We start from the raw sequence: 18463 nt of genomic DNA, 5'->3' as shown, positions 1-18463 counted from the left end.
TTCATTCCCCCTTCAAAACGGAACCTGCAAAACCCCATCATGGACCCTTCCCCTGGTATCAGCCTGGCTTCACTCTTCGCCGACTTCGGCATGATTCTTTTCGCAATGGTGTTGGTTCTGCTCAACGGATTCTTCGTTGCGGCTGAGTTCGCCATGGTCAAACTGCGCTCAACCCGGGTTGAGTCGATCGCCGACAACAACGGTTGGCGCGGACGCATATTGCGCACGGTTCACAGTCAGCTGGACGCTTATCTCTCTGCCTGCCAGCTGGGTATTACCCTGGCGTCGCTGGGACTGGGCTGGGTCGGCGAGCCGGCGTTCGCGCATTTGCTCGCGCCCCTGCTTGAAACCGTAGGCGTGGAATCGCCCGAGGTCGTCAAAGGCGTATCGTTTTTCAGTGCCTTTTTCATGATTTCTTATCTGCACATCGTCGTCGGTGAGCTTGCGCCCAAATCCTGGGCCATTCGCAAGCCTGAGTTGCTGTCGCTGTGGACCGCAGTGCCGCTCTATCTCTTCTACTGGGCCATGTACCCGGCTATCTACCTGCTCAACGCCAGTGCCAACGGCATTCTGCGCATTGCAGGCCAGGGCGAGCCCGGTCCGCATCACGAGCACCATTACAGCCGTGAAGAGCTCAAGCTGATCCTGCATTCAAGCCGCGGTCAGGATCCTAGCGATCAAGGCATGCGCGTGCTGGCTTCCGCTGTGGAAATGGGCGAGCTGGAAGTGGTGGATTGGGCCAACTCCCGTGAAGACATGGTCTCGCTGGAATTCAACGCGCCGCTCAAGGAAATCCTGGCGATGTTCCGCCGCCACAAGTTCAGCCGATACCCGGTGTATGACTCGGACCGCAACGAATTCGTGGGTTTGCTGCACATCAAGGATTTGCTGCTGGAGCTGGCGGCGCTGGATCACATTCCCGAATCGTTCAACCTGGCCGAGCTCACACGGCCGCTGGAGCGCGTGTCCAAGCACATGCCGCTTTCGCGCCTGCTGGAGCAGTTTCGTCAGGGCGGCGCGCACTTTGCGTTGGTCGAAGAAGCTGACGGCAAGATCATCGGCTATCTGACGATGGAAGACGTGCTGGAGGTGCTGGTCGGCGATATTCAGGACGAACACCGCAAGGCGGAGCGCGGGATTCTGGCGTATCAGCCTGGCAAACTGCTGGTACGCGGCGACACGCCGCTGTTCAAGGTCGAGCGCCTGCTGGGCATCGACCTGGACCACGTGGAAGCCGAAACCCTCGCAGGCCTGATCTACGACAGCCTCAAGCGCGTGCCCGAGGAGGAGGAAGTCATGGAGGTCGAAGGCCTGCGTATCATCATCAAAAAGATGAAAGGCCCCAAGATTGTGCTGGCGAAGGTGTTGAAGCTGGATTGATCTGGCCGCACGCCAGATCTCGGCTCCTCGTCTAACGGCCTCAGTGCACCCGAGCACGGGCAAGCCACGCTCGGGCTTGGGACTTGGGCTTGGGCTTGGGCTTGGGCTTGGGCTTGGGACTTCACGATTCGCGGGGGTGCGATGCGTCAAGCTGGTACAGATTCCGTAGGAGCCGGCTTGCTGGCGAACCCGATCAGGCATTCACCCTTGCAGCGTCTGACCACATGCATTCGCCAGCAAGCCGGCTCCTACGAGTGGATTGCCACGCAATCACCTTATGACTACGACTGCTTCCGTAAACGCCGAACCAACGGTATCGGCTAGTTTACGGGCGAACCGACGACGACCGCTGTTGTAACCGCTAAACCAGCAGAACCGGCTAGTTTGCGGGCGAACCCGAATCTGTAGGAGCCGGCTTGCTGGCGAACGCGGTAGGTCAGCCAAGACCCATTGCGCAGGTAGATCGCATTCGCGGGCAAGCGCGCTCCTACACAGGTCGCGCTTCTCCGGCAGCGGTTTAATTCCCGCCGATGGCGAAATTCGGCAAGCTCTGGACCGGTTGCGAGAACTCGTACGGAATCGACTCCAGCGCCAGCCCCACATTGCGTTGCACCACGAAGTGCAGGTGGGGGCCGGTGCTGTTGCCGGTGTTGCCAGAGCGCCCGAGTGGCGCACCAACGACCACACGCTGACCTTCCTTGACGCTCACCGAACCCTGCTGCAGGTGCAGATAAACGCCCATGGTGCCGTCATCATGCAGGATGCGCACAAAATTGCCTGACGGGTTAGCACCTCGACCAGACTGGGCGTTTTCGGTCTTGATCACCGTACCGCCACGCGCGGCGATGATTTGCGTGCCTTCTGGCATGGCGATGTCGATGGCGTATCGGCTTTTGGCGCCAACATGGCTGTAGGAACCATTGGCGCCCTGACTGATGCGAAACGGGCCGCCTACCCAAGGCAGCGGATAGCGATACGCGAAGCCGCTTGCGGAGGTGCTGCGCTGGGGGTCGCCCACGATTGATCGCAAGCTGGGCTTATAAGCCATGGCCTTACTGGCGACTTGCGGGCTGAGAGCGATAAGACGTTCGTTGCTGCGCGCTGCAATGGTGCGGCGAATGACTTGGTCCGAAACGCCGACCACGTTCTTTACACCGGCCAGACGCAGCTCGACTTCCACCGGCGCGTAAAGATCGTTTCGTACGTACAAGCTGTCGCTGCCGTTGGCTTTCTTGACGCTGAGGCGCACTTGGCTGTCGATGCGCTCGACCATGCGTTCGCGCAGCTTCATGACCTCAGCACCGCGCACGGGCTGATCGGTGAAAGAGACCACTCCATTGGCGTCGGTAAACCGATAGATAGTCACTGCCGCGGCGGTCTGCGTGGCCAGCAGTAAGGCACAGACAACCAGCACGCGCTCTAACATCTGGACAGGCCTGGTAAGTGAAAGGATGGCGCCCAGCCTAACAGCGATGACGACGCAAAAGGACTCATCCGAATCAATCGGTAATAGACGAAGCGTCAAGGAAATCGCGTCAGCACGGGGCGCGATGTGAGGTGCAATTTCTATGCTGAGTGCGAGTGCGGTTCGTCAGGCAGTTCTGACGGACGTAAAGATGGCGCTATTGCTCGGTAGCGCAGCAACGACGCTACCGTTGCAAGTGCGCTGCGCGCGAAGACGGATGAAGAACGTTTGGACGGCTGTTCCGAAGTCTTCGCGAGCAAAGCCATTGCCTGCCTCAAGCGCCAGGGACGAAGTGCTTCTGCGCGGTGCCACGGGCGATCAGCCGCGAGAGGTAATCCAGCTTCTGCGTGTCCTGGTCGACGAAGCGGAAGGTCAACTGCAGCCACTCGCTGTCTGGCTTCTGTTCAAACGCAGCGATAGCGTGCAGATACCCGTTAAGGCGCGCTACTTCTGCGTTGTCGCCCTGCTCCAGGTCGAGCACGGCGCTGTCCAGAATCTGCGGCAATACCTCGCCACGACGGACCAGCAGCGAAGCTTCCTTGAGCGTCAGCGCTTTAATTACGCAGGGCTGATTGCCAGTGGGAAGGCGCAATTGCCCTTGGCCACGACCCGTTGGCGCAGCGGAAGGGGCAGCTTTGGCCACAGGCTGCATCAGAGGCTTGGCGGCCTGTGGTGCTGCCGATAGACCCGGGGCCTGGCTGACCACTTCGGGGCGGTTGCCCGTCAAGGCACTGAGCGAGTCGTTGGCGAACGCCGCGTTTACCCGTGCGGGTCCGCTGGACATCAATGCGTCCAGTTTGCCGACCTTGTGCAACGCTTTTTTGACCTTGGTCAGCAATTGCTCGTTGGTGAAAGGCTTGCCGATGAAGTCCGACACGCCGGCCTGGATCGCCTGAATCACGTTCTCCTTATCGCCACGGCTGGTGACCATGATGAACGGCATGGTCTTCAGGCTTTCCTGCTGACGGCACCAGGTCAGCAACTCGAGCCCGGACATCTCGGGCATTTCCCAGTCACACAACACCAGATCAAACACTTCACGGCTCAGCAGGACTTGCGCCTTGCGCCCGTTGACTGCGTCTTCCAGGGCAATTCCCGGGAAGGCATTGCGCAATCCTTTCTTGACCAGATCGCGGATGAACGGCGCGTCATCCACCACCAATACACTGACTTTACTCATCGACGCTCCTGATGGCGTGTTCACCGTAAGTGGCGAGCATTCGCTGGCGGGTAGCCAGCTGCCAAACTGTTTGACGACACCGGGACTTTTATTCGCGGGTGACTTAAAAAAAGACGGACCGGAAAAACAAAAACGCCCGGCGGTTGCCAGGCGTTTTATCTCAGGCAATCTTATTTATCGTCAGGGGCGTCCAGAACATTAATCCTTTCGGCGGTCAGGCCTTTGACTTCTTCCTGCATACGCTTGAGCCCCAAGTGACGAACGTCGGTGCCACGCACCAGATAGATCACCAGCTCGGAGATGTTGCGCGCGTGGTCGCCAATACGTTCCAGAGAGCGCAGCACCCAAATCACGTTCAGCACGCGAGAGATCGAACGCGGGTCTTCCATCATGTAAGTGACCAGCTCGCGGAGCGCGGTTTTGTACTCACGATCAATGTTCTTGTCGTACTGGGCAACCGACAACGCCAGATCGGCGTCGAAACGGGCGAACGAGTCCAGCGCATCGCGCACCATCTTGCTGACCTGGTCGCTGATGTGGCGCACCTCGACATAACCACGCGGGGACTCGCCCTCTTCGCAGAGCTGGATCGCACGACGAGCGATCTTGGTGGACTCATCGCCGATGCGTTCAAGGTCGATGACCGATTTGGAGATGCTGATGATCAATCGCAGATCGGACGCTGCCGGCTGTCGACGGGCCAGAATGCGAAGGCATTCTTCATCGATGTTGCGCTCCATCTGGTTGATGCGGTCGTCCACTTCGCGCACCCGCTGGGCCAGGCCGGAATCGGCTTCAATCAACGCAGTGACCGCGTCGTTGACCTGCTTCTCGACCAGACCACCCATTTCCAGCAGGTGGCTGCGAACTTCTTCCAGTTCAGCGTTGAACTGCTGGGAGATGTGATGTGTATGGCTGTCTTTGATCATGAGTGTCCGTCCGATTGATTGCGCGGTGGTTCAGGGCTGACGAAACACGTGCTAGCCGTAACGACCGGTTATGTAGTCTTCAGTCTGTTTCTTGGTCGGATTGGTGAACAACGTATCTGTGTCCCCGTATTCGACCACCTTGCCCATGTACAGAAACGCGGTGTAATCCGACACGCGCGCCGCCTGCTGCATGTTGTGGGTAACGATCACAATGGTGTATTTGGATTTCAGTTCGTAGATCAGTTCTTCGACTTTTAGCGTCGAAATCGGGTCGAGCGCGGAGCATGGCTCATCAAGCAGCAACACCTCAGGTTCGACGGCGATAGTGCGGGCAATCACCAGACGCTGCTGTTGACCACCGGAAAGTCCGAGCGCCGACTCGTGGAGGCGGTCCTTGACCTCGTCCCACAAGGCGGCGCCGCGCAAGGCCCACTCGACGGCTTCGTCAAGCACGCGTTTCTTGTTGACGCCCTGAATACGCAGTCCGTAAACCACGTTCTCGTAAATTGTCTTGGGGAACGGGTTGGGCTTCTGAAAGACCATCCCGACCCGACGACGCAACTCGGCGACGTCTTCACCCTTGGTGTAGATGTCGTGGCCGTAGAGCTTGATCTGTCCCTGGACGCGACAGCCATCCACCAGGTCGTTCATGCGGTTAAAGGTACGCAACAACGTGGATTTACCGCACCCGGACGGCCCGATGAATGAAGTGACGCGCTGTTTCGGGATGTTCATGCGGATGTCGAACAGCGCCTGCTTGTCGCCATAGAAGAGATCCAGCCCCGGCACCTCCAGCGCAACGGCTTCACTCGCCAGGTCCAACACCTGTCGCTTTCGACCCAGGGCCGACATGTTGATGCCGTGGGCGTGGGGTTCGTGTTGCATGGTCTCACTCCGATCGTAGCTGCAAGCCTGGAGCTGCAAGCTGCAAGTGTGGTGCTGATACGGTATGCGGCTTTTCAGCTTGCCGCTTGTAGCTTGTCGCTGACTCAGTCTTCAAACGCCTTGTACTTGTCGCGCAGGCGGTTGCGAATCGTCACCGCCGACAGGTTCAGCAGCGCGATCACCAACACCAGCAACAGGGCCGTGGCGTACACCAGTGGGCGCGCGGCCTCGACGTTGGGGCTTTGAAAACCGACATCGTAAATATGGAAGCCCAGGTGCATGATTTTCTGGTCGAGGTGCAGATACGGGTAATTGCCGTCCAGCGGCAGCGACGGCGCCATCTTGACCACACCCACCAGCATCAGCGGCGCCACTTCACCCGCCGCTCGCGCCACGGCCAGAATCAGGCCGGTCATCATCGCCGGGCTGGCCATCGGCAGAACGATTTTCCAGAGCGTCTCGGCCTTGGTCGCCCCCAGTGCAAGGGAGCCCTCGCGCAGGGTCAGCGGGATGCGCGCCAGGCCCTCTTCCGTGGCCACAATCACCACCGGCACGGCGAGCAGCGCCAGTGTCAGCGACGCCCACAGCAGCCCCGGCGTCCCGAACGTAGGCGCCGGAAGGGCTTCGGGAAAGAACAGCCGGTCGAGAGAGCCACCCAGCACATAAACGAAGAAGCCCAGACCAAACACGCCGTAGACGATGGCGGGCACGCCTGCAAGGTTATTCACGGCGATTCTGATCAGGCGCGTCATCACGCCCTGACGCGCGTACTCTCGCAGATAGACAGCGGCAAGCACGCCAAAGGGCGTCACGATCACGGCCATGATCAGCGTCATCATCACCGTGCCGAAGATTGCCGGGAAAATGCCGCCCTCCGTATTCGCCTCGCGCGGGTCGTCACTGAGAAACTCCCAAAGCTTCTGGAAATAGAATCCCAGCTTGGTCATCGTGCCCATGGCGTTGGGTTGATACGCATGCACCACTTTGCCGATACCGATCTCGATCTCTTTGCCATTGCCGTCACGGGCCGTCAGGCTGTCGCGATTGAAATCGGCGTGCAGGGCAGCCAACTGCGATTCAACCGCCTTGTAGCGGGCGTCGAATTCGGCGCGCTCTGAGGCCATATCAGCCTGCGCCGCCGCATCAAGCTTGCCGTCCAGCTCCAGCTTGCGCGCCCGTAAACGCAGACGTTCGATCCCGTGATTGATGGCGCCGATTTCGCCTTTTTCCAAGCGGTCCAGCTGATCGGAAATGCCTTGCACGCGTTCGATCCGAGCCTGCAGTTGCGGCCATGCCGCCTCCCCATGCGCGATGACGTTGCCGTCTTCCTTCACATTGACCAGGTAGCCGTAAAAGTTGCCCCACTCGCGGCGCTCTAACGTCATCAGCTGCGCAGGCTTGCGCTGATCCTTGAGCCATTCGCCGATGACCCAACTGAAATCGCCGGGGCTGATGTCGCGGTTCCCGATTTTGAACAGATCACGGGTCATGAACTCCGGGCCCTGGTCCGGCACGGGCAAACCGGCCCCCTTGAGGCGGGCTCGGGGCACTTGCTCGGACTGCACCAGTTCACCCACCAATACATGGCTTTCTTGCCCAGGCACGTCGTACTGAGCGGCAATGACATCGGAAGGCCAGAAGTGGCCGAGCCCGCGAACGGCAATCACTGCCAGCAAGCCGATGGTCATGATGACTGCGATCGACACTGCGCCCGCACTTAGCCATACGCCGGGGCCACCGCTGTTGAACCAACGCTTTAGGGCAGTTTGCTTCATCGGTTTCAACCTGCCCTAGAGAGATGAATACTTCTTGCGCAGGCGCTGACGAATCAGCTCTGCCAAGGTATTCATGACGAATGTGAACATGAGCAGCACCAGGGCGGCGAGAAACAACACGCGATAATGACTGCCGCCGACCTCCGACTCCGGCATTTCCACTGCCACGTTGGCGGCCAGGGTGCGCATGCCTTCGAACAGGTTCATGTCCATGATCGGCGTGTTGCCGGTGGCCATGAGCACGATCATGGTTTCGCCGACGGCGCGGCCCATACCGATCATCAGTGCGGAAAAAATCCCCGGACTGGCCGTGAGGATGACCACGCGAATCAGCGTCTGCCACGGCGTCGCACCCAAGGCCAGGGAGCCGAGTGTCAGACCGCGGGGCACGCTGAACACGGCGTCCTCGGCGATGGAGTAGATGTTGGGAATCACCGCGAACCCCATCGCCAGGCCCACGACCAATGCGTTGCGCTGATCGTAGGTAATACCCAGATCGTTGGTGATCCAAGAGCGCATGTCGCCGCCAAACCACCAGCTCTCCAGATGGGGGCTCATGCTCAATGAGACCCAGCCGATCAGCAGAATGACCGGAATCAGAATGGCGCTTTCCCATCCTTCGGGTACGCGCAGGCGGATCGATTCGGGCAAGCGCGTCCAGCCAAACCCCGCCAGCAGGATGCCGATCGGGGTGAAGATAAGCAGGCTGAAGATGCCGGGGAGGTGCCCTTCCAGATAAGGCGCCAGAAACAGCCCGGCGAAGAACCCCAGAATCACCGTCGGCATCGCTTCCATCAGCTCGATGATCGGCTTGACCTTGCGGCGCATATGCGGCGCCATGAAATACGCGGTGTAGATCGCTGCGGCGACGGCGATGGGTGCGGCCAGCAGCATGGCGTAGAACGCGGCTTTGAGGGTGCCGTAGGTGAGCGGCGCAAGGCTTAGCTTGGGCTCGAAATCACTGTTGGACGCGGTGGATTGCCAGACGTATTTGGGTTCGTCGTAGTTCTCGTACCAGACCTTGTCCCACAGCGCACTCCAGGAAATCTCCGGGTGCGGGTTATCAAGCTTCAAGGGCAGCAGCTTGCCGTTGTCTTCCACGATGATGTGATCAGCCCGCGGGGACAAACCCATCACGGCCGGGCCGCTGGCAATCGGGTCGATCAACAGCGTGCGATGGGCGGTGCTGTGGAACACGCCCAGCTTGCCGGAGGTGTCCATGGCGATGAAGCCTTTACGGCGTTGCTCGCTGGTGATCTGGGAAATCGGCGCACCGCTCATTTTGAAGTCACGAATGTGCTGCAGGCGCATCTCGCCATCGACGTCCCGCGCCATAAACCACTGCGCGATATTGCCTCTCGAGCTGCCGATCACCAAAGAGACGCCACCCACCAGCTGCGTGCTGGCGGTGGTCTCGGCGTTGGCGTCTTCAAGCAACTTATAGCGGCCGTTCAATGTGCGATCGCGCAGATCGAACACATCCACCAGCGCGCGCCCGTTGATCACGTAAAGCCACTGCTGGCGCGGATCGACATAAATGGCTTTGACCTCCGCCGACAGTTGCGGCAGGTCGATGCGGTTTTGCTCGCGGCTGGTTTCACCCGTCATCAGATTTTCGGACTGGCTCAGGGACAACACGTGCAGCTGGGTACCGGTTGCACCGGCCAGAATCAGAGTCGTGTCGTTGGCATTCAGATTGACGTGCTCGAGCGCCCGCCCTGCTTCGTCCAACACCAGCGGCGTTTCGCCGTAGGGATAGGTAATCGTGGGAGTGATGGTTTTTTTGCTGTCGGGATAGCTGATCGGGTAAGCGTGCTTGAACACCAGCACTTCGCCGTTGGACAGGCCAACCGCGATCAAAGGCTTGCCTGGCTGATCCTGCGCCACCGACGTCACCTTCGCCCCGGCAGGTATGGGCAAGACCACGCGGGAAATCTCGACGCCGTCCTTGAGGCTGAAAAACAGTGCCTCTCCCTTGTCGGATACGCGCATGGCGACCTGATTCTGCTCTTCGATAGCCAGCACCATGGGCTTGCCGGCATCCTGTAGCCAGGCAGGTGTCTGCGAATCGGTGCGCGTCAGCTTCGCACCCTGGAACAGTGGGGCGACTACATAGGCCAGGTAGAAGAAGATCAACGTGATGGCAGCCAACACAGCAAGACCGCCCACTAACACGTACCAACGTGTCAGGCGGTCTTTGAGCGCACGGATCCTGCGCTTGCGCTGCAACTCGGGCGTAGTGAAATCTATGCGCCCGGGGCGGGGGTTTTCGGTCATTGATGAATTGGCCAAATCATTCATGCGCACACCGTAGTCGCTGTGTATGACAAATACATTACAGCGAGGTGACGCAAAAAAGCCCGCCACTCCTGAATCGGGGCAACGGACTGTTCAGTGTTCTGCGAGCCTCGTTCCATAAGGCCTTTTTGTGTCTTGCGGGACGAACCTGTCACCCCGCGTCAGGGTTGTCTGGGCAGCGTGCTCGCTACCGTTCTTGTAGCCCCAGATCAGCCAAGGCTTTGCTGACGACCTTGGCTGGTAACGGAATGTACCCGTCTTTCATGACAACTTCCTGACCTTGTTTTGACAGGATCAATCTGACGAACTCCGCCTCGAGCGGATTCAACGGCTTGTTCGGCGCCTTGTTGACGTACACGTACAGGAAGCGCGCCAGCGGGTAGGTACCATTCAGCGCGTTGGCTTCGTTGTCTTCGACAAAAGCACCGCCCTCTTTCCTCGCCAAAGGCACGGAGCGCACGCTGGACGTTTTATAACCAATACCCGAGTAGCCTATGCCGTTAAGCGAACTGCTGATGGAACTGACCACTGAAGCCGAGCCGGGCTGCTCGTTAACGTTGGGCTTGAAGTCGCCTTTGCACAACGCCTCTTCCTTGAAGTAGCCATACGTGCCGGAAACCGAGTTACGTCCGAACAGCTGAATGGCCTTGCCGGCCAGATCTCCCGTTACCCCCAAGTCGCCCCAGGTCTTTGCGTCACTGCGGGCGCCGCACAAACGGGTCGCCGAGAAAATTGCGTCAACCTGCTGCAGCGTAAGGCCCTTGATCGGGTTGTCCTTGTGAACGAACACTGCCAGCGCATCAACGGCCACGGGAATCGCTGTCGGTTTGTAGCCGTGCTTCTGCTCGAATGCCGACAATTCACCGTCTTTCATCCTGCGGCTCATCGGGCCCATCGTCGCCGTGCCTTCCGTCAATGCAGGCGGTGCTGTTGATGAACCGGCCGCCTGAATCTGGATGTTAACGCTCGGGTATTCGCGCTTGTAGGCTTCGGCCCACATCGTCATCAGGTTGGCGAGCGTGTCGGAACCCACGCTGGACAGATTTCCCGAAACACCACTGGTTTTGACGTAGGGCTTGATCGCCGGGTCAACGGCGGCAGATACCGTGCCCCCTGCGAGCCCCGCCGCGACAAACGTCAGTGCCGTCATCCACCATTTGAAAGTCATTCCGCGCTCCTGACGAGATAAAGGGGGCCGCCATCGATGATGGCCATGTGACCACTGTATGACCGGAATATGACAAACAAATGAAAGGCCGGCAGTCATTACAACTGGCGGCCTTTGGTTGAAGCAGGAGAGTCTGTTCTGTGGCCGATCAGGACGCGACCGGTTTTCTTCTCATCAAGAACACACCGATCGCCATGCCCATGGCGCAGAGAATGGCCACATACCAGGACGGTCCCATCGGGTTGGCAGCAAACATCATGCTGACGACCATTGGCGTTAACCCGCCAAAGATGGCGTACGCCAGGTTGTACGAAAACGACAGCCCGGAGAAGCGAACCACTGGCGGGAAGGCCTTGACCATCACGAAGGGCACCGCGCCGATGGTACCGACGAACAAACCGGTAATCGCGTACAGCGGATAAAGCAGATCCGGGTGCGTACCGATCATGTGATAGAAGGTCCAGGAACTGACCAACAGACCGAGCGAGCCGAACAGAAACACCAGCCCCGCGCCGACTCGATCCGCCAGCGCGCCCGCCCCGATACATCCCAGGCTCAGCAAAACAATAGCGAGGCTGTTGGCTTTCAGGGTCTCGGCGGGCGCGAAACCGTAGGCCTTCTGCAACAAGGTCGGGGTCATCAGAATGACGACCACCACGCCGGCGGAAAGCAGCCAGGTCAGCAGCATCGACAGCACTACGGCACCGCGATGATCACGCAGCACCGCCTTGAGCGGAACTTCCTCAGCCAGTTGCTTGCGCAACTGCAGCTCGGCGAAAACAGGGGTTTCGTGCAGCCAGCGACGCAGGTAAACCGACATCAGACCAAACACGCCGCCCAGCAGGAAGGGAATACGCCATGCGTAGTCCGAAACTTCAATCGGCGTGTAGACGCTGTTGATCCACGTGGCGACCAGCGAGCCGAGCAGAATGCCGGCAGTCAAACCGGACGTGAGGGTACCGCAGGCGTAACCGACGTTACGGGCGGGAACGTGTTCGGAAACGAATACCCACGCACCAGGCACTTCGCCACCGATTGCAGCGCCTTGAATGACGCGCATCAGCAACAACAACAACGGCGCCCAGATCCCGATCTGGGCGTAGGTTGGCAACAGGCCCATGATCAGCGTCGGCACGGCCATCAGGAAGATGCTTAGGGTAAACATTTTTTTGCGACCCAGCAGATCGCCAAAATGCGCCATGACGATGCCGCCCAGCGGACGAGCCAGATAACCGGCGGCAAAAATGCCAAACGTTTGCATCAAACGCAGCCATTCGGGCATGTCTACGGGGAAAAACAACTTGCCCACCACCGCCGCAAAAAACACGAAGATGATGAAATCATAGAATTCCAGCGCTCCGCCCAAGGCGGAGAGGGAAAGAGTCTTGTAATCGTTTCGGGTCAGCGGGCGCGAAGGCTGCGTGGCGCTTGAAGGCACAGAGGACATAACAATGGCTTCTCTTTTGAGGCTCTCTTTGGGTGGAAATCAACGGTGACACCGCCGTGGGTAACGGCTTCACACGCGATTTCTCGACTCGAAAGTTAATCGGGCATCAAAATTGCGTGCCAAAAATGGCGTAGTGCGCCAGATCGGTCCGGCACGATAGCAAATTGCGTGCAAATGCACATGGATTGCAATGAGGCGAAGGCATTCTGCACACCCGGCGGTCGTCGCGTGACGATGCGACCGATATACTTGCCGACCGCGACTCAACCGGTCTCTTCAGGGAAATTGTGCGAAGCCATTTAGCAAAGTTGTTTTCGCAGAGTTTCCCTTTTAACGAAATGAAGACTACCTAGAGTCAGCAGACGCTGTGAAAACGTCACGAGCGAAGGCAAGACAAGGCAAAAGCAGGCGGAAAAGCGGAGTCTAGAGGCTCCTAAATGAGCATTTTCCGCCTGCTTTTAAGGCAGTATTGTCGAGCGCAGTAGTTTTCACAGGGTCTGCAGGGTCAGAGGAACCCAGTAATGATTGAGCTCGAACAAGAAGATCCAATCCCGCAAGGCGATCTTGCCTTGCAAATTACCGCTCTACCCCGTGAAACCAACGGTTTTGGCGATATTTTCGGCGGCTGGCTGGTTTCCCAGATGGACCTCGCCGGCACCGCCATGGCGAGCAAGGTGGCCGGTGGGCGCGTGGCCACTGTTGCCATCGACCGGATGGCATTCCTGGTGCCCGTCGCGGTGGGGGCGCAATTGTCGTTCTATACCCAAACCCTAGAAATCGGCCGCAGTTCGATTCAGATGATGGTCGAGGTGTGGAGCGACGATCCACTGTCCAGCGAATGGCGCAAGGTGACTGAGGCGGTGTTCGTCTTCGTGGCCATTGACGGCAGTGGCCGGACCCGTTCAGTACCCGCCCGGCGCTGATCATCAAACCAGGGCAGGCGCGCCAGTGCGCTTGCCCTTGGCTTTGCGCAATAAACTCATCAAGCTTGGCGCAGTCCGATTAAGTCACTGTCCTTCGAGTGAGAACCCCCATGCCTACGCCAAACGTTGAATCCATCCAGCTCGGTGAACTGAATTGCTGGCGCATCCGCCATGGTGCGGCCGAACTGGTCGTTGCCCAGCAAGGCGCGCACATCATCAGTTATCAGGTCGACGGCGATGAGCCTCTGATCTGGTCAAACCCTGGCGCGCTGTTCAAAACCGGCAAGCCCATTCGTGGTGGTATGCCGATCTGCTGGCCCTGGTTTGGCAATTTCCAGCGCAATCCGCAAAGTGTCCAGGCCATGCGCCAGAGTGATGAGGCTGCGAAAGCCCACGGTGAAGTGCGGGCCATTGACTGGGAGCTGATGGGAATGGGTGAGGACGGCGATGCACTGATCGTCGAATTCATTCAGCCGCAAGCCGAGGGCCACCTGCCCGGCTGGCCGCACACTGTAGGGCTAAAGCTGCAGATCCGGCTTGATGCTGCGCTGAATGTCAGTCTGGTCAGCTTCAATGCTGGCACTGAAGACGTCACGTTGAGCCAGGCGCTGCACAGCTATTTTGCTGTCAGCGATGTTGCGCAGGTCAGCGTCGAAGGTCTCGACGGGGTTCAATACCTGAACACACTTGAGAGTTGGGAGACGCAGAACGTCCAGGTGGGAGACATCACTTTCACCGGCGAGACCGACCGTATTTATCAGGACACGCCGGACCTGATTTCAGTGGTCGATCCGCAATGGAAACGCCGGATTCAGATTCAAACGACCGGGTCGCACTCGGCGATTATCTGGAACCCCTGGGTCGACAAAACCAAGACCTTCGACGATATGCAGCCTGATGGCTGGCGCAGCATGGTCTGCGTTGAGACGGCCAATGTCATGACTGATGTGGTGACCCTCAAGCCGGGGGATATGCACGCGCTGAGCGTGAGCATCTGGGCCGAGCCGCTGACAGAAGCCTGAGCCATTCGCCCGGAATTGTAGGAGCGCGCTTGCCCGCGATTGCCTTGAGTTAGACACCTTGAGGTGTCAGACAAACCGCATCGCGGGCAAGCGCGCTCCTACAGGGAATGCGCCAACAGCTAATTGCGCCTACAAATCAGCCTCAACCACCACACGCACCTTGGACGCATCCAGAGCGTAGGCAGCGTCCGCCAGATCATTACTCACCTTCTCGACCTTCAACGTCCCGATCACCCACAACGGCGTATAGATGTCGGTGATTTTGAGGCCTTTCGGATAGCGCACCAGTACCAATTGGTTAGGCGGCGGCGGTGGCACGTGGATGCAGGCACCCGGATAAGGCACGAGGAAGAACAACGTGCTGTGGCCTTTGGCATCGGTCTCCAGGGGAACCGGATACCCGCCCAGCCGAATGGTCTTGTCGTTCATAGACGCAACGGTTTTGGTGGAGTACATGACGGCGGGCAAGCCCTTGCTCTGTTTCAAGCCGCCCTTGCTGTCGAACGTCCCCTGACCTTCCGGAGAGTTGTGATCGATCTCGGGCATGGCTTCGAGGGCTTTCTGATCCGACTTCGGCATCAGTTCGAGCCAGTCGGTCTCAGGCAATTCAGCGGCGCGTACCAGTCCGCAGACCAGCAGCAGTGAAACGAAGAGGAGATGACGCATTGGAGATGCTCGGCGGGAGGAAATAAGTGCCGGGCATTCTAGCCCTCCGCGCAGCAATAGCGCAGAGGGCCAGGTGTGCTTAACGCTTTTTAATCATGCCGTAGATCACCAGCAGGATGATCGCGCCGACGAGCGCACCGAGGAAACCTGCACCCTCGCCCGCGCGGTAGATACCCAGCGCCTGACCACCGTAGGTAGCGGCCAGCGAGCCACAGATGCCGAGCAGGATGGTCATGATCCAGCCCATGCTGTCGTCGCCAGGCTTCAGAAAGCGCGCCAGCAGACCTACGATCAGCCCGATGAAGATGGTTCCGATGATTCCCATGCCATGTCCCTCTGTTTGAATGAATATGCCAAAAGCCTAGCTGGCAATTGGCAACACGCTATGAGAGGGGTGCCCGCGAAGAATGGTTCAACGGATGTGCGAAGAGTGGGGCCGGATACAGCTTTGCGGCGCCAGGCACCCACCCGTCAGAGCAACACGCTGATCAGTTTTTGATCAGCGCCTCGACCTTCTTCACCTGGCGATCCAGCGTTGCGCGATCGTTGCTGCGCACCGTGGCATGGCCAACCTTGCGCCCGGCCTTGAAGGCTTTGCCATAGTGATGCAGATGGCAGTCTTCTACGGAGATGACCTCGGCAACTGCAGGCACTTCGCCGATGAAGTTGATCATCGCGCTTTCGCCTACTTTTGCGGTCGAGCCCAGAGGCAATCCGGCAACGGCCCGAAGATGGTTCTCGAACTGGCTGCACTCGGCGCCTTCGGTGGTCCAGTGGCCGGAGTTGTGCACCCGCGGCGCAATCTCGTTGGCTTTCAGCCCGCCGTCGACTTCGAAGAATTCAAACGCCAGAACGCCTACGTAATCCAGCTGCTTGAGCACGCGCCCGGCGTAATCCTCCGCCAGCGCCTGAAGCGGATGGTCAGTGCTGGCGATGGACAGGCGCAGGATGCCGCTGTCGTGGGTGTTGTGAACCAGCGGATAGAAGCGCGTCTCGCCATCGCGAGCGCGCACGGCGATCAGCGACACTTCACCGGTAAACGGTACAAACCCCTCCAGCAGGCACGGCACGCTGCCCAGCTCGGCGAAGGTGTTGAGCAGGTCTTCGGGCGTGCGCAGGACTTTCTGCCCTTTGCCGTCATAGCCCAGCGTGCGGGTCTTCAGCACGGCAGGCAGACCAATGGTGGCGACTGCGGCGTCGAGGTCTGCCTGGGACTGGATATCAGCGAACGCTGGCGTTGGAATGCCAAGGTCCTTGAACATGCTTTTTTCAAACCAGCGATCACGGGCGATGCGCAGCGCCTCGGCACTTGGATAGACCGGGACGAACTGCGACAAAAAAGCGACGGTTTCAGCGGGCACGCTTTCAAATTCGAAGGTGACCAGATCGACCTCATCGGCGAGTTGGCGCAGGTGATCCTGGTCGCCGTAATCTGCGCGCAAATGCTCGCCAAGCGCGGCGGCGCAAGCGTCAGGGGCAGGATCCAGGAAGGCGAAGTTCATTCCAAGCGGTGTGCCCGCCAGTGCCAACATGCGACCCAACTGGCCGCCACCGATTACGCCGATCTTCATGAAAACCTCAGGCCTCGCGTGGGTCTGGATTGTCCAGAACGCTGTCTGTCTGCTCAGCGCGGAATTTCTTCAGCACTGCGTGGAAGTGTGGGTGCTTGGCGCCCAGGATACTGGCTGACAAGAGCGCGGCGTTGATTGCGCCTGCTTTGCCGATGGCCAGAGTCGCGACCGGAATGCCGGCCGGCATCTGCACGATGGAGAGCAATGAATCAACGCCCGACAGCATGGAAGACTGGACCGGCACACCCAGAACGGGCAGATGAGTCTTGGCAGCGCACATGCCTGGCAGGTGTGCAGCACCGCCGGCGCCAGCGATGATCACTTCGATACCACGGCCTTCGGCTTCTTCGGCGTACTTGAACAGCAGATCAGGCGTGCGGTGCGCCGAGACCACTTTGACTTCGTACGGAATGCCGAGCTTTTCAAGCATGTCGGCGGTGTGGCTAAGGGTGGACCAATCGGACTTGGAGCCCATGATCACGCCAACCAGTGCGCTCATCGTCGTGCCTCTCATCGGGCGCCCGCAGGCGCGGCTAAAAACAACAAGCCACGCGGGAGGACCGGCGTGGCTTGTCGTACAAATTATGACCAGTCGAACCGGCCAAAGGCCGCGGAGTATACCGCAAAGAGTCTCGTTTGACAGACTGCCGGCGACCTCCTGTCAGCCAACGAAACAGGGCGAGGGAAGCCCATATTTGCTGACTCCGAGGTCAAGCGGCAGGCGGTGTGCCGCTGCTTTCAAGCTTGCGCCACAGCAGGCGCACATTGGCCTTGCGAACCAGCGCGCAGCGGTAAAGCCGTATTTCCAGCGGAACGTGCCATTGGGGGCCGCCACAGATCACCAGCTCACCGCGCTCAAGCTCTGCCGTCACGCTCAATCGGGGCACCCACGCGATGCCCAGGCCCTGGAGCGCCATGCCTTTGAGGCTGTCGGCCATGGCCGTTTCATAGATCGTGGTGAAGCGCACGCTGCGTTGACGCAGCAGCAGGTTCACCGAGCGGCCCAAAAACGCGCCCGCGCTGTACGCCAGCAGCGGCACGCTCTGTTCCCCTTCCAGATCGAACAAGGGCTGACCTTGCTCGTCCGTTGAGCAAACCGGCAGCATTTCGGTCATGCCCAGGTGCAGCGACGGGAATATCTCGGCGTCCATTTGCAGGGCAGCATCGGGGTCGTAAAACGCGAGCATCAGGTCACAGCCGCCTTCACGCAGCGCATGCACCGCGTCGCCGACGTTGGTGGCGACAAGACGCGTGGCGATGTTCAGCCCCTCGTTGCGCAACTGCGCAATCCAGCGAGGGAAGAAGCTCAGCGCCAGCGAGTGGGCCGCTGCGATCTGCATAACTTCGCCCTGCCCGCTTTCCAGATGGTGCAGATGGCGCAGGACCTCACCCAGCTGATCGACAACGGTACGGGCGGTGACCAGGAATAACTGCCCCGCCGCTGTCAACTCGATCGGCGTTCGGGAGCGGTTGACCAGCGTCAGCCCTAGCGCCGCCTCAAGGCTGCGAATGCGCCGACTGAAAGCAGGCTGCGTGACGAACCTGCGCTCCGCTGCCTGAGAGAAACTGCGGGTCGCCGCCAGAGCGCTGAAATCTTCCAGCCATTTGCTTTCAAGGTTCATCATTTCTCCAGCGCGAAAAGTTGCGTGACCGCAATGCGCAAGCGCGGCCTCCCTAAAGGTTCATACGCTTGCCACTGCCCTGTCGTCACATCGACATTATGCCGTTTGTGCATAGGGCAGCGTTTAACAGCA

Annotated in this window: 16 protein-coding genes; 3 read left to right on the top strand and 13 right to left on the bottom strand. The window is 59.3% G+C overall.

The window, feature by feature from the left end; all coding sequences use genetic code 11:
* The first annotated feature begins 39 nt into the window (after positions 1-39).
* A complete protein-coding gene (locus QRN48_RS00890) occupies positions 40-1380 on the top strand; it encodes a hemolysin family protein (RefSeq protein ID WP_037016756.1) in 1341 nt (446 codons plus the stop codon).
* 517 nt (positions 1381-1897) lie between these two features.
* Here QRN48_RS00890 and QRN48_RS00885 read toward each other — a convergent pair.
* The 8 genes from QRN48_RS00885 to QRN48_RS00850 form a co-directional block, all read right to left on the bottom strand.
* Positions 1898-2806 (bottom strand): peptidoglycan DD-metalloendopeptidase family protein, encoded by a 909-nt coding sequence (locus QRN48_RS00885; RefSeq protein WP_285348396.1) that lies wholly within the window; start codon positions 2804-2806, stop codon positions 1898-1900.
* A gap of 313 nt (positions 2807-3119) precedes the next feature.
* Positions 3120-4025: a response regulator gene (locus QRN48_RS00880; RefSeq protein WP_285348394.1), complete on the bottom strand. Its 906-nt coding sequence runs from the start codon at positions 4023-4025 to the stop codon at positions 3120-3122.
* A 170-nt stretch (positions 4026-4195) separates the two neighbouring features.
* Positions 4196-4954, bottom strand: coding sequence for a phosphate signaling complex protein PhoU (phoU, locus tag QRN48_RS00875; RefSeq protein WP_037016764.1), 759 nt, complete (start codon positions 4952-4954; stop codon positions 4196-4198).
* Between the two features lie 51 nt (positions 4955-5005).
* A complete protein-coding gene (pstB, locus tag QRN48_RS00870; RefSeq protein ID WP_037016767.1) occupies positions 5006-5839 on the bottom strand; it encodes a phosphate ABC transporter ATP-binding protein PstB in 834 nt (277 codons plus the stop codon).
* Positions 5840-5943: 104 nt separating this feature from the next.
* A complete protein-coding gene (gene pstA, locus QRN48_RS00865; protein ID WP_285348389.1) occupies positions 5944-7614 on the bottom strand; it encodes a phosphate ABC transporter permease PstA in 1671 nt (556 codons plus the stop codon).
* A 15-nt stretch (positions 7615-7629) separates the two neighbouring features.
* Positions 7630-9915 (bottom strand): ABC transporter permease subunit, encoded by a 2286-nt coding sequence (locus QRN48_RS00860; protein ID WP_285348388.1) that lies wholly within the window; start codon positions 9913-9915, stop codon positions 7630-7632.
* A gap of 184 nt (positions 9916-10099) precedes the next feature.
* Positions 10100-11080, bottom strand: a complete 981-nt coding sequence (locus QRN48_RS00855; protein ID WP_191944293.1) for a phosphate ABC transporter substrate-binding protein PstS family protein — start codon at positions 11078-11080, stop codon at positions 10100-10102.
* Between the two features lie 148 nt (positions 11081-11228).
* Positions 11229-12527 carry an MFS transporter gene (locus QRN48_RS00850; RefSeq protein WP_037016778.1) on the bottom strand — a complete coding sequence of 433 codons (1299 nt, stop codon included), beginning with the start codon at positions 12525-12527 and terminating at the stop codon, positions 11229-11231.
* A 521-nt stretch (positions 12528-13048) separates the two neighbouring features.
* Between QRN48_RS00850 and QRN48_RS00845 the strand changes: the two genes are divergently transcribed.
* Both QRN48_RS00845 and QRN48_RS00840 read left to right on the top strand, forming a co-directional pair.
* Positions 13049-13450 carry an acyl-CoA thioesterase gene (locus QRN48_RS00845; protein WP_037016781.1) on the top strand — a complete coding sequence of 134 codons (402 nt, stop codon included), beginning with the start codon at positions 13049-13051 and terminating at the stop codon, positions 13448-13450.
* A gap of 110 nt (positions 13451-13560) precedes the next feature.
* The gene (locus QRN48_RS00840; protein WP_285348387.1) at positions 13561-14472 is read left to right on the top strand and encodes a D-hexose-6-phosphate mutarotase; all 912 of its coding nucleotides are present in this window, start codon (positions 13561-13563) and stop codon (positions 14470-14472) included.
* Positions 14473-14601: 129 nt separating this feature from the next.
* Here the strand turns inward: QRN48_RS00840 and QRN48_RS00835 are convergent, their stop codons facing one another.
* The 5 genes from QRN48_RS00835 to QRN48_RS00815 all read right to left on the bottom strand — a co-directional run bounded on the left by QRN48_RS00835 (position 14602) and on the right by QRN48_RS00815 (position 18331).
* Positions 14602-15138, bottom strand: a complete 537-nt coding sequence (locus QRN48_RS00835) for a DUF3299 domain-containing protein (RefSeq protein WP_191944180.1) — start codon at positions 15136-15138, stop codon at positions 14602-14604.
* Positions 15139-15217: 79 nt separating this feature from the next.
* Entirely contained in the window at positions 15218-15463 is a 246-nt protein-coding gene (locus QRN48_RS00830; RefSeq protein WP_037016790.1) for a GlsB/YeaQ/YmgE family stress response membrane protein, read from the bottom strand.
* A 163-nt stretch (positions 15464-15626) separates the two neighbouring features.
* A complete protein-coding gene (locus tag QRN48_RS00825; RefSeq protein WP_191944181.1) occupies positions 15627-16709 on the bottom strand; it encodes a 5-(carboxyamino)imidazole ribonucleotide synthase in 1083 nt (360 codons plus the stop codon).
* 7 nt (positions 16710-16716) lie between these two features.
* Entirely contained in the window at positions 16717-17208 is a 492-nt protein-coding gene (purE, locus tag QRN48_RS00820) for a 5-(carboxyamino)imidazole ribonucleotide mutase (RefSeq protein ID WP_074885928.1), read from the bottom strand.
* A gap of 211 nt (positions 17209-17419) precedes the next feature.
* A complete protein-coding gene (locus QRN48_RS00815; protein ID WP_191944183.1) occupies positions 17420-18331 on the bottom strand; it encodes a LysR substrate-binding domain-containing protein in 912 nt (303 codons plus the stop codon).
* Between the last annotated feature and the right edge of the window lie 132 nt (positions 18332-18463).

The sequence above is a fragment of the Pseudomonas sp. ME-P-057 genome (assembly GCF_030208975.1).
GTDB classification, from domain to species: Bacteria; Pseudomonadota; Gammaproteobacteria; order Pseudomonadales; family Pseudomonadaceae; genus Aquipseudomonas; species Aquipseudomonas lutea.
This window is presented reverse-complemented; position numbering and strand designations above follow the sequence as displayed.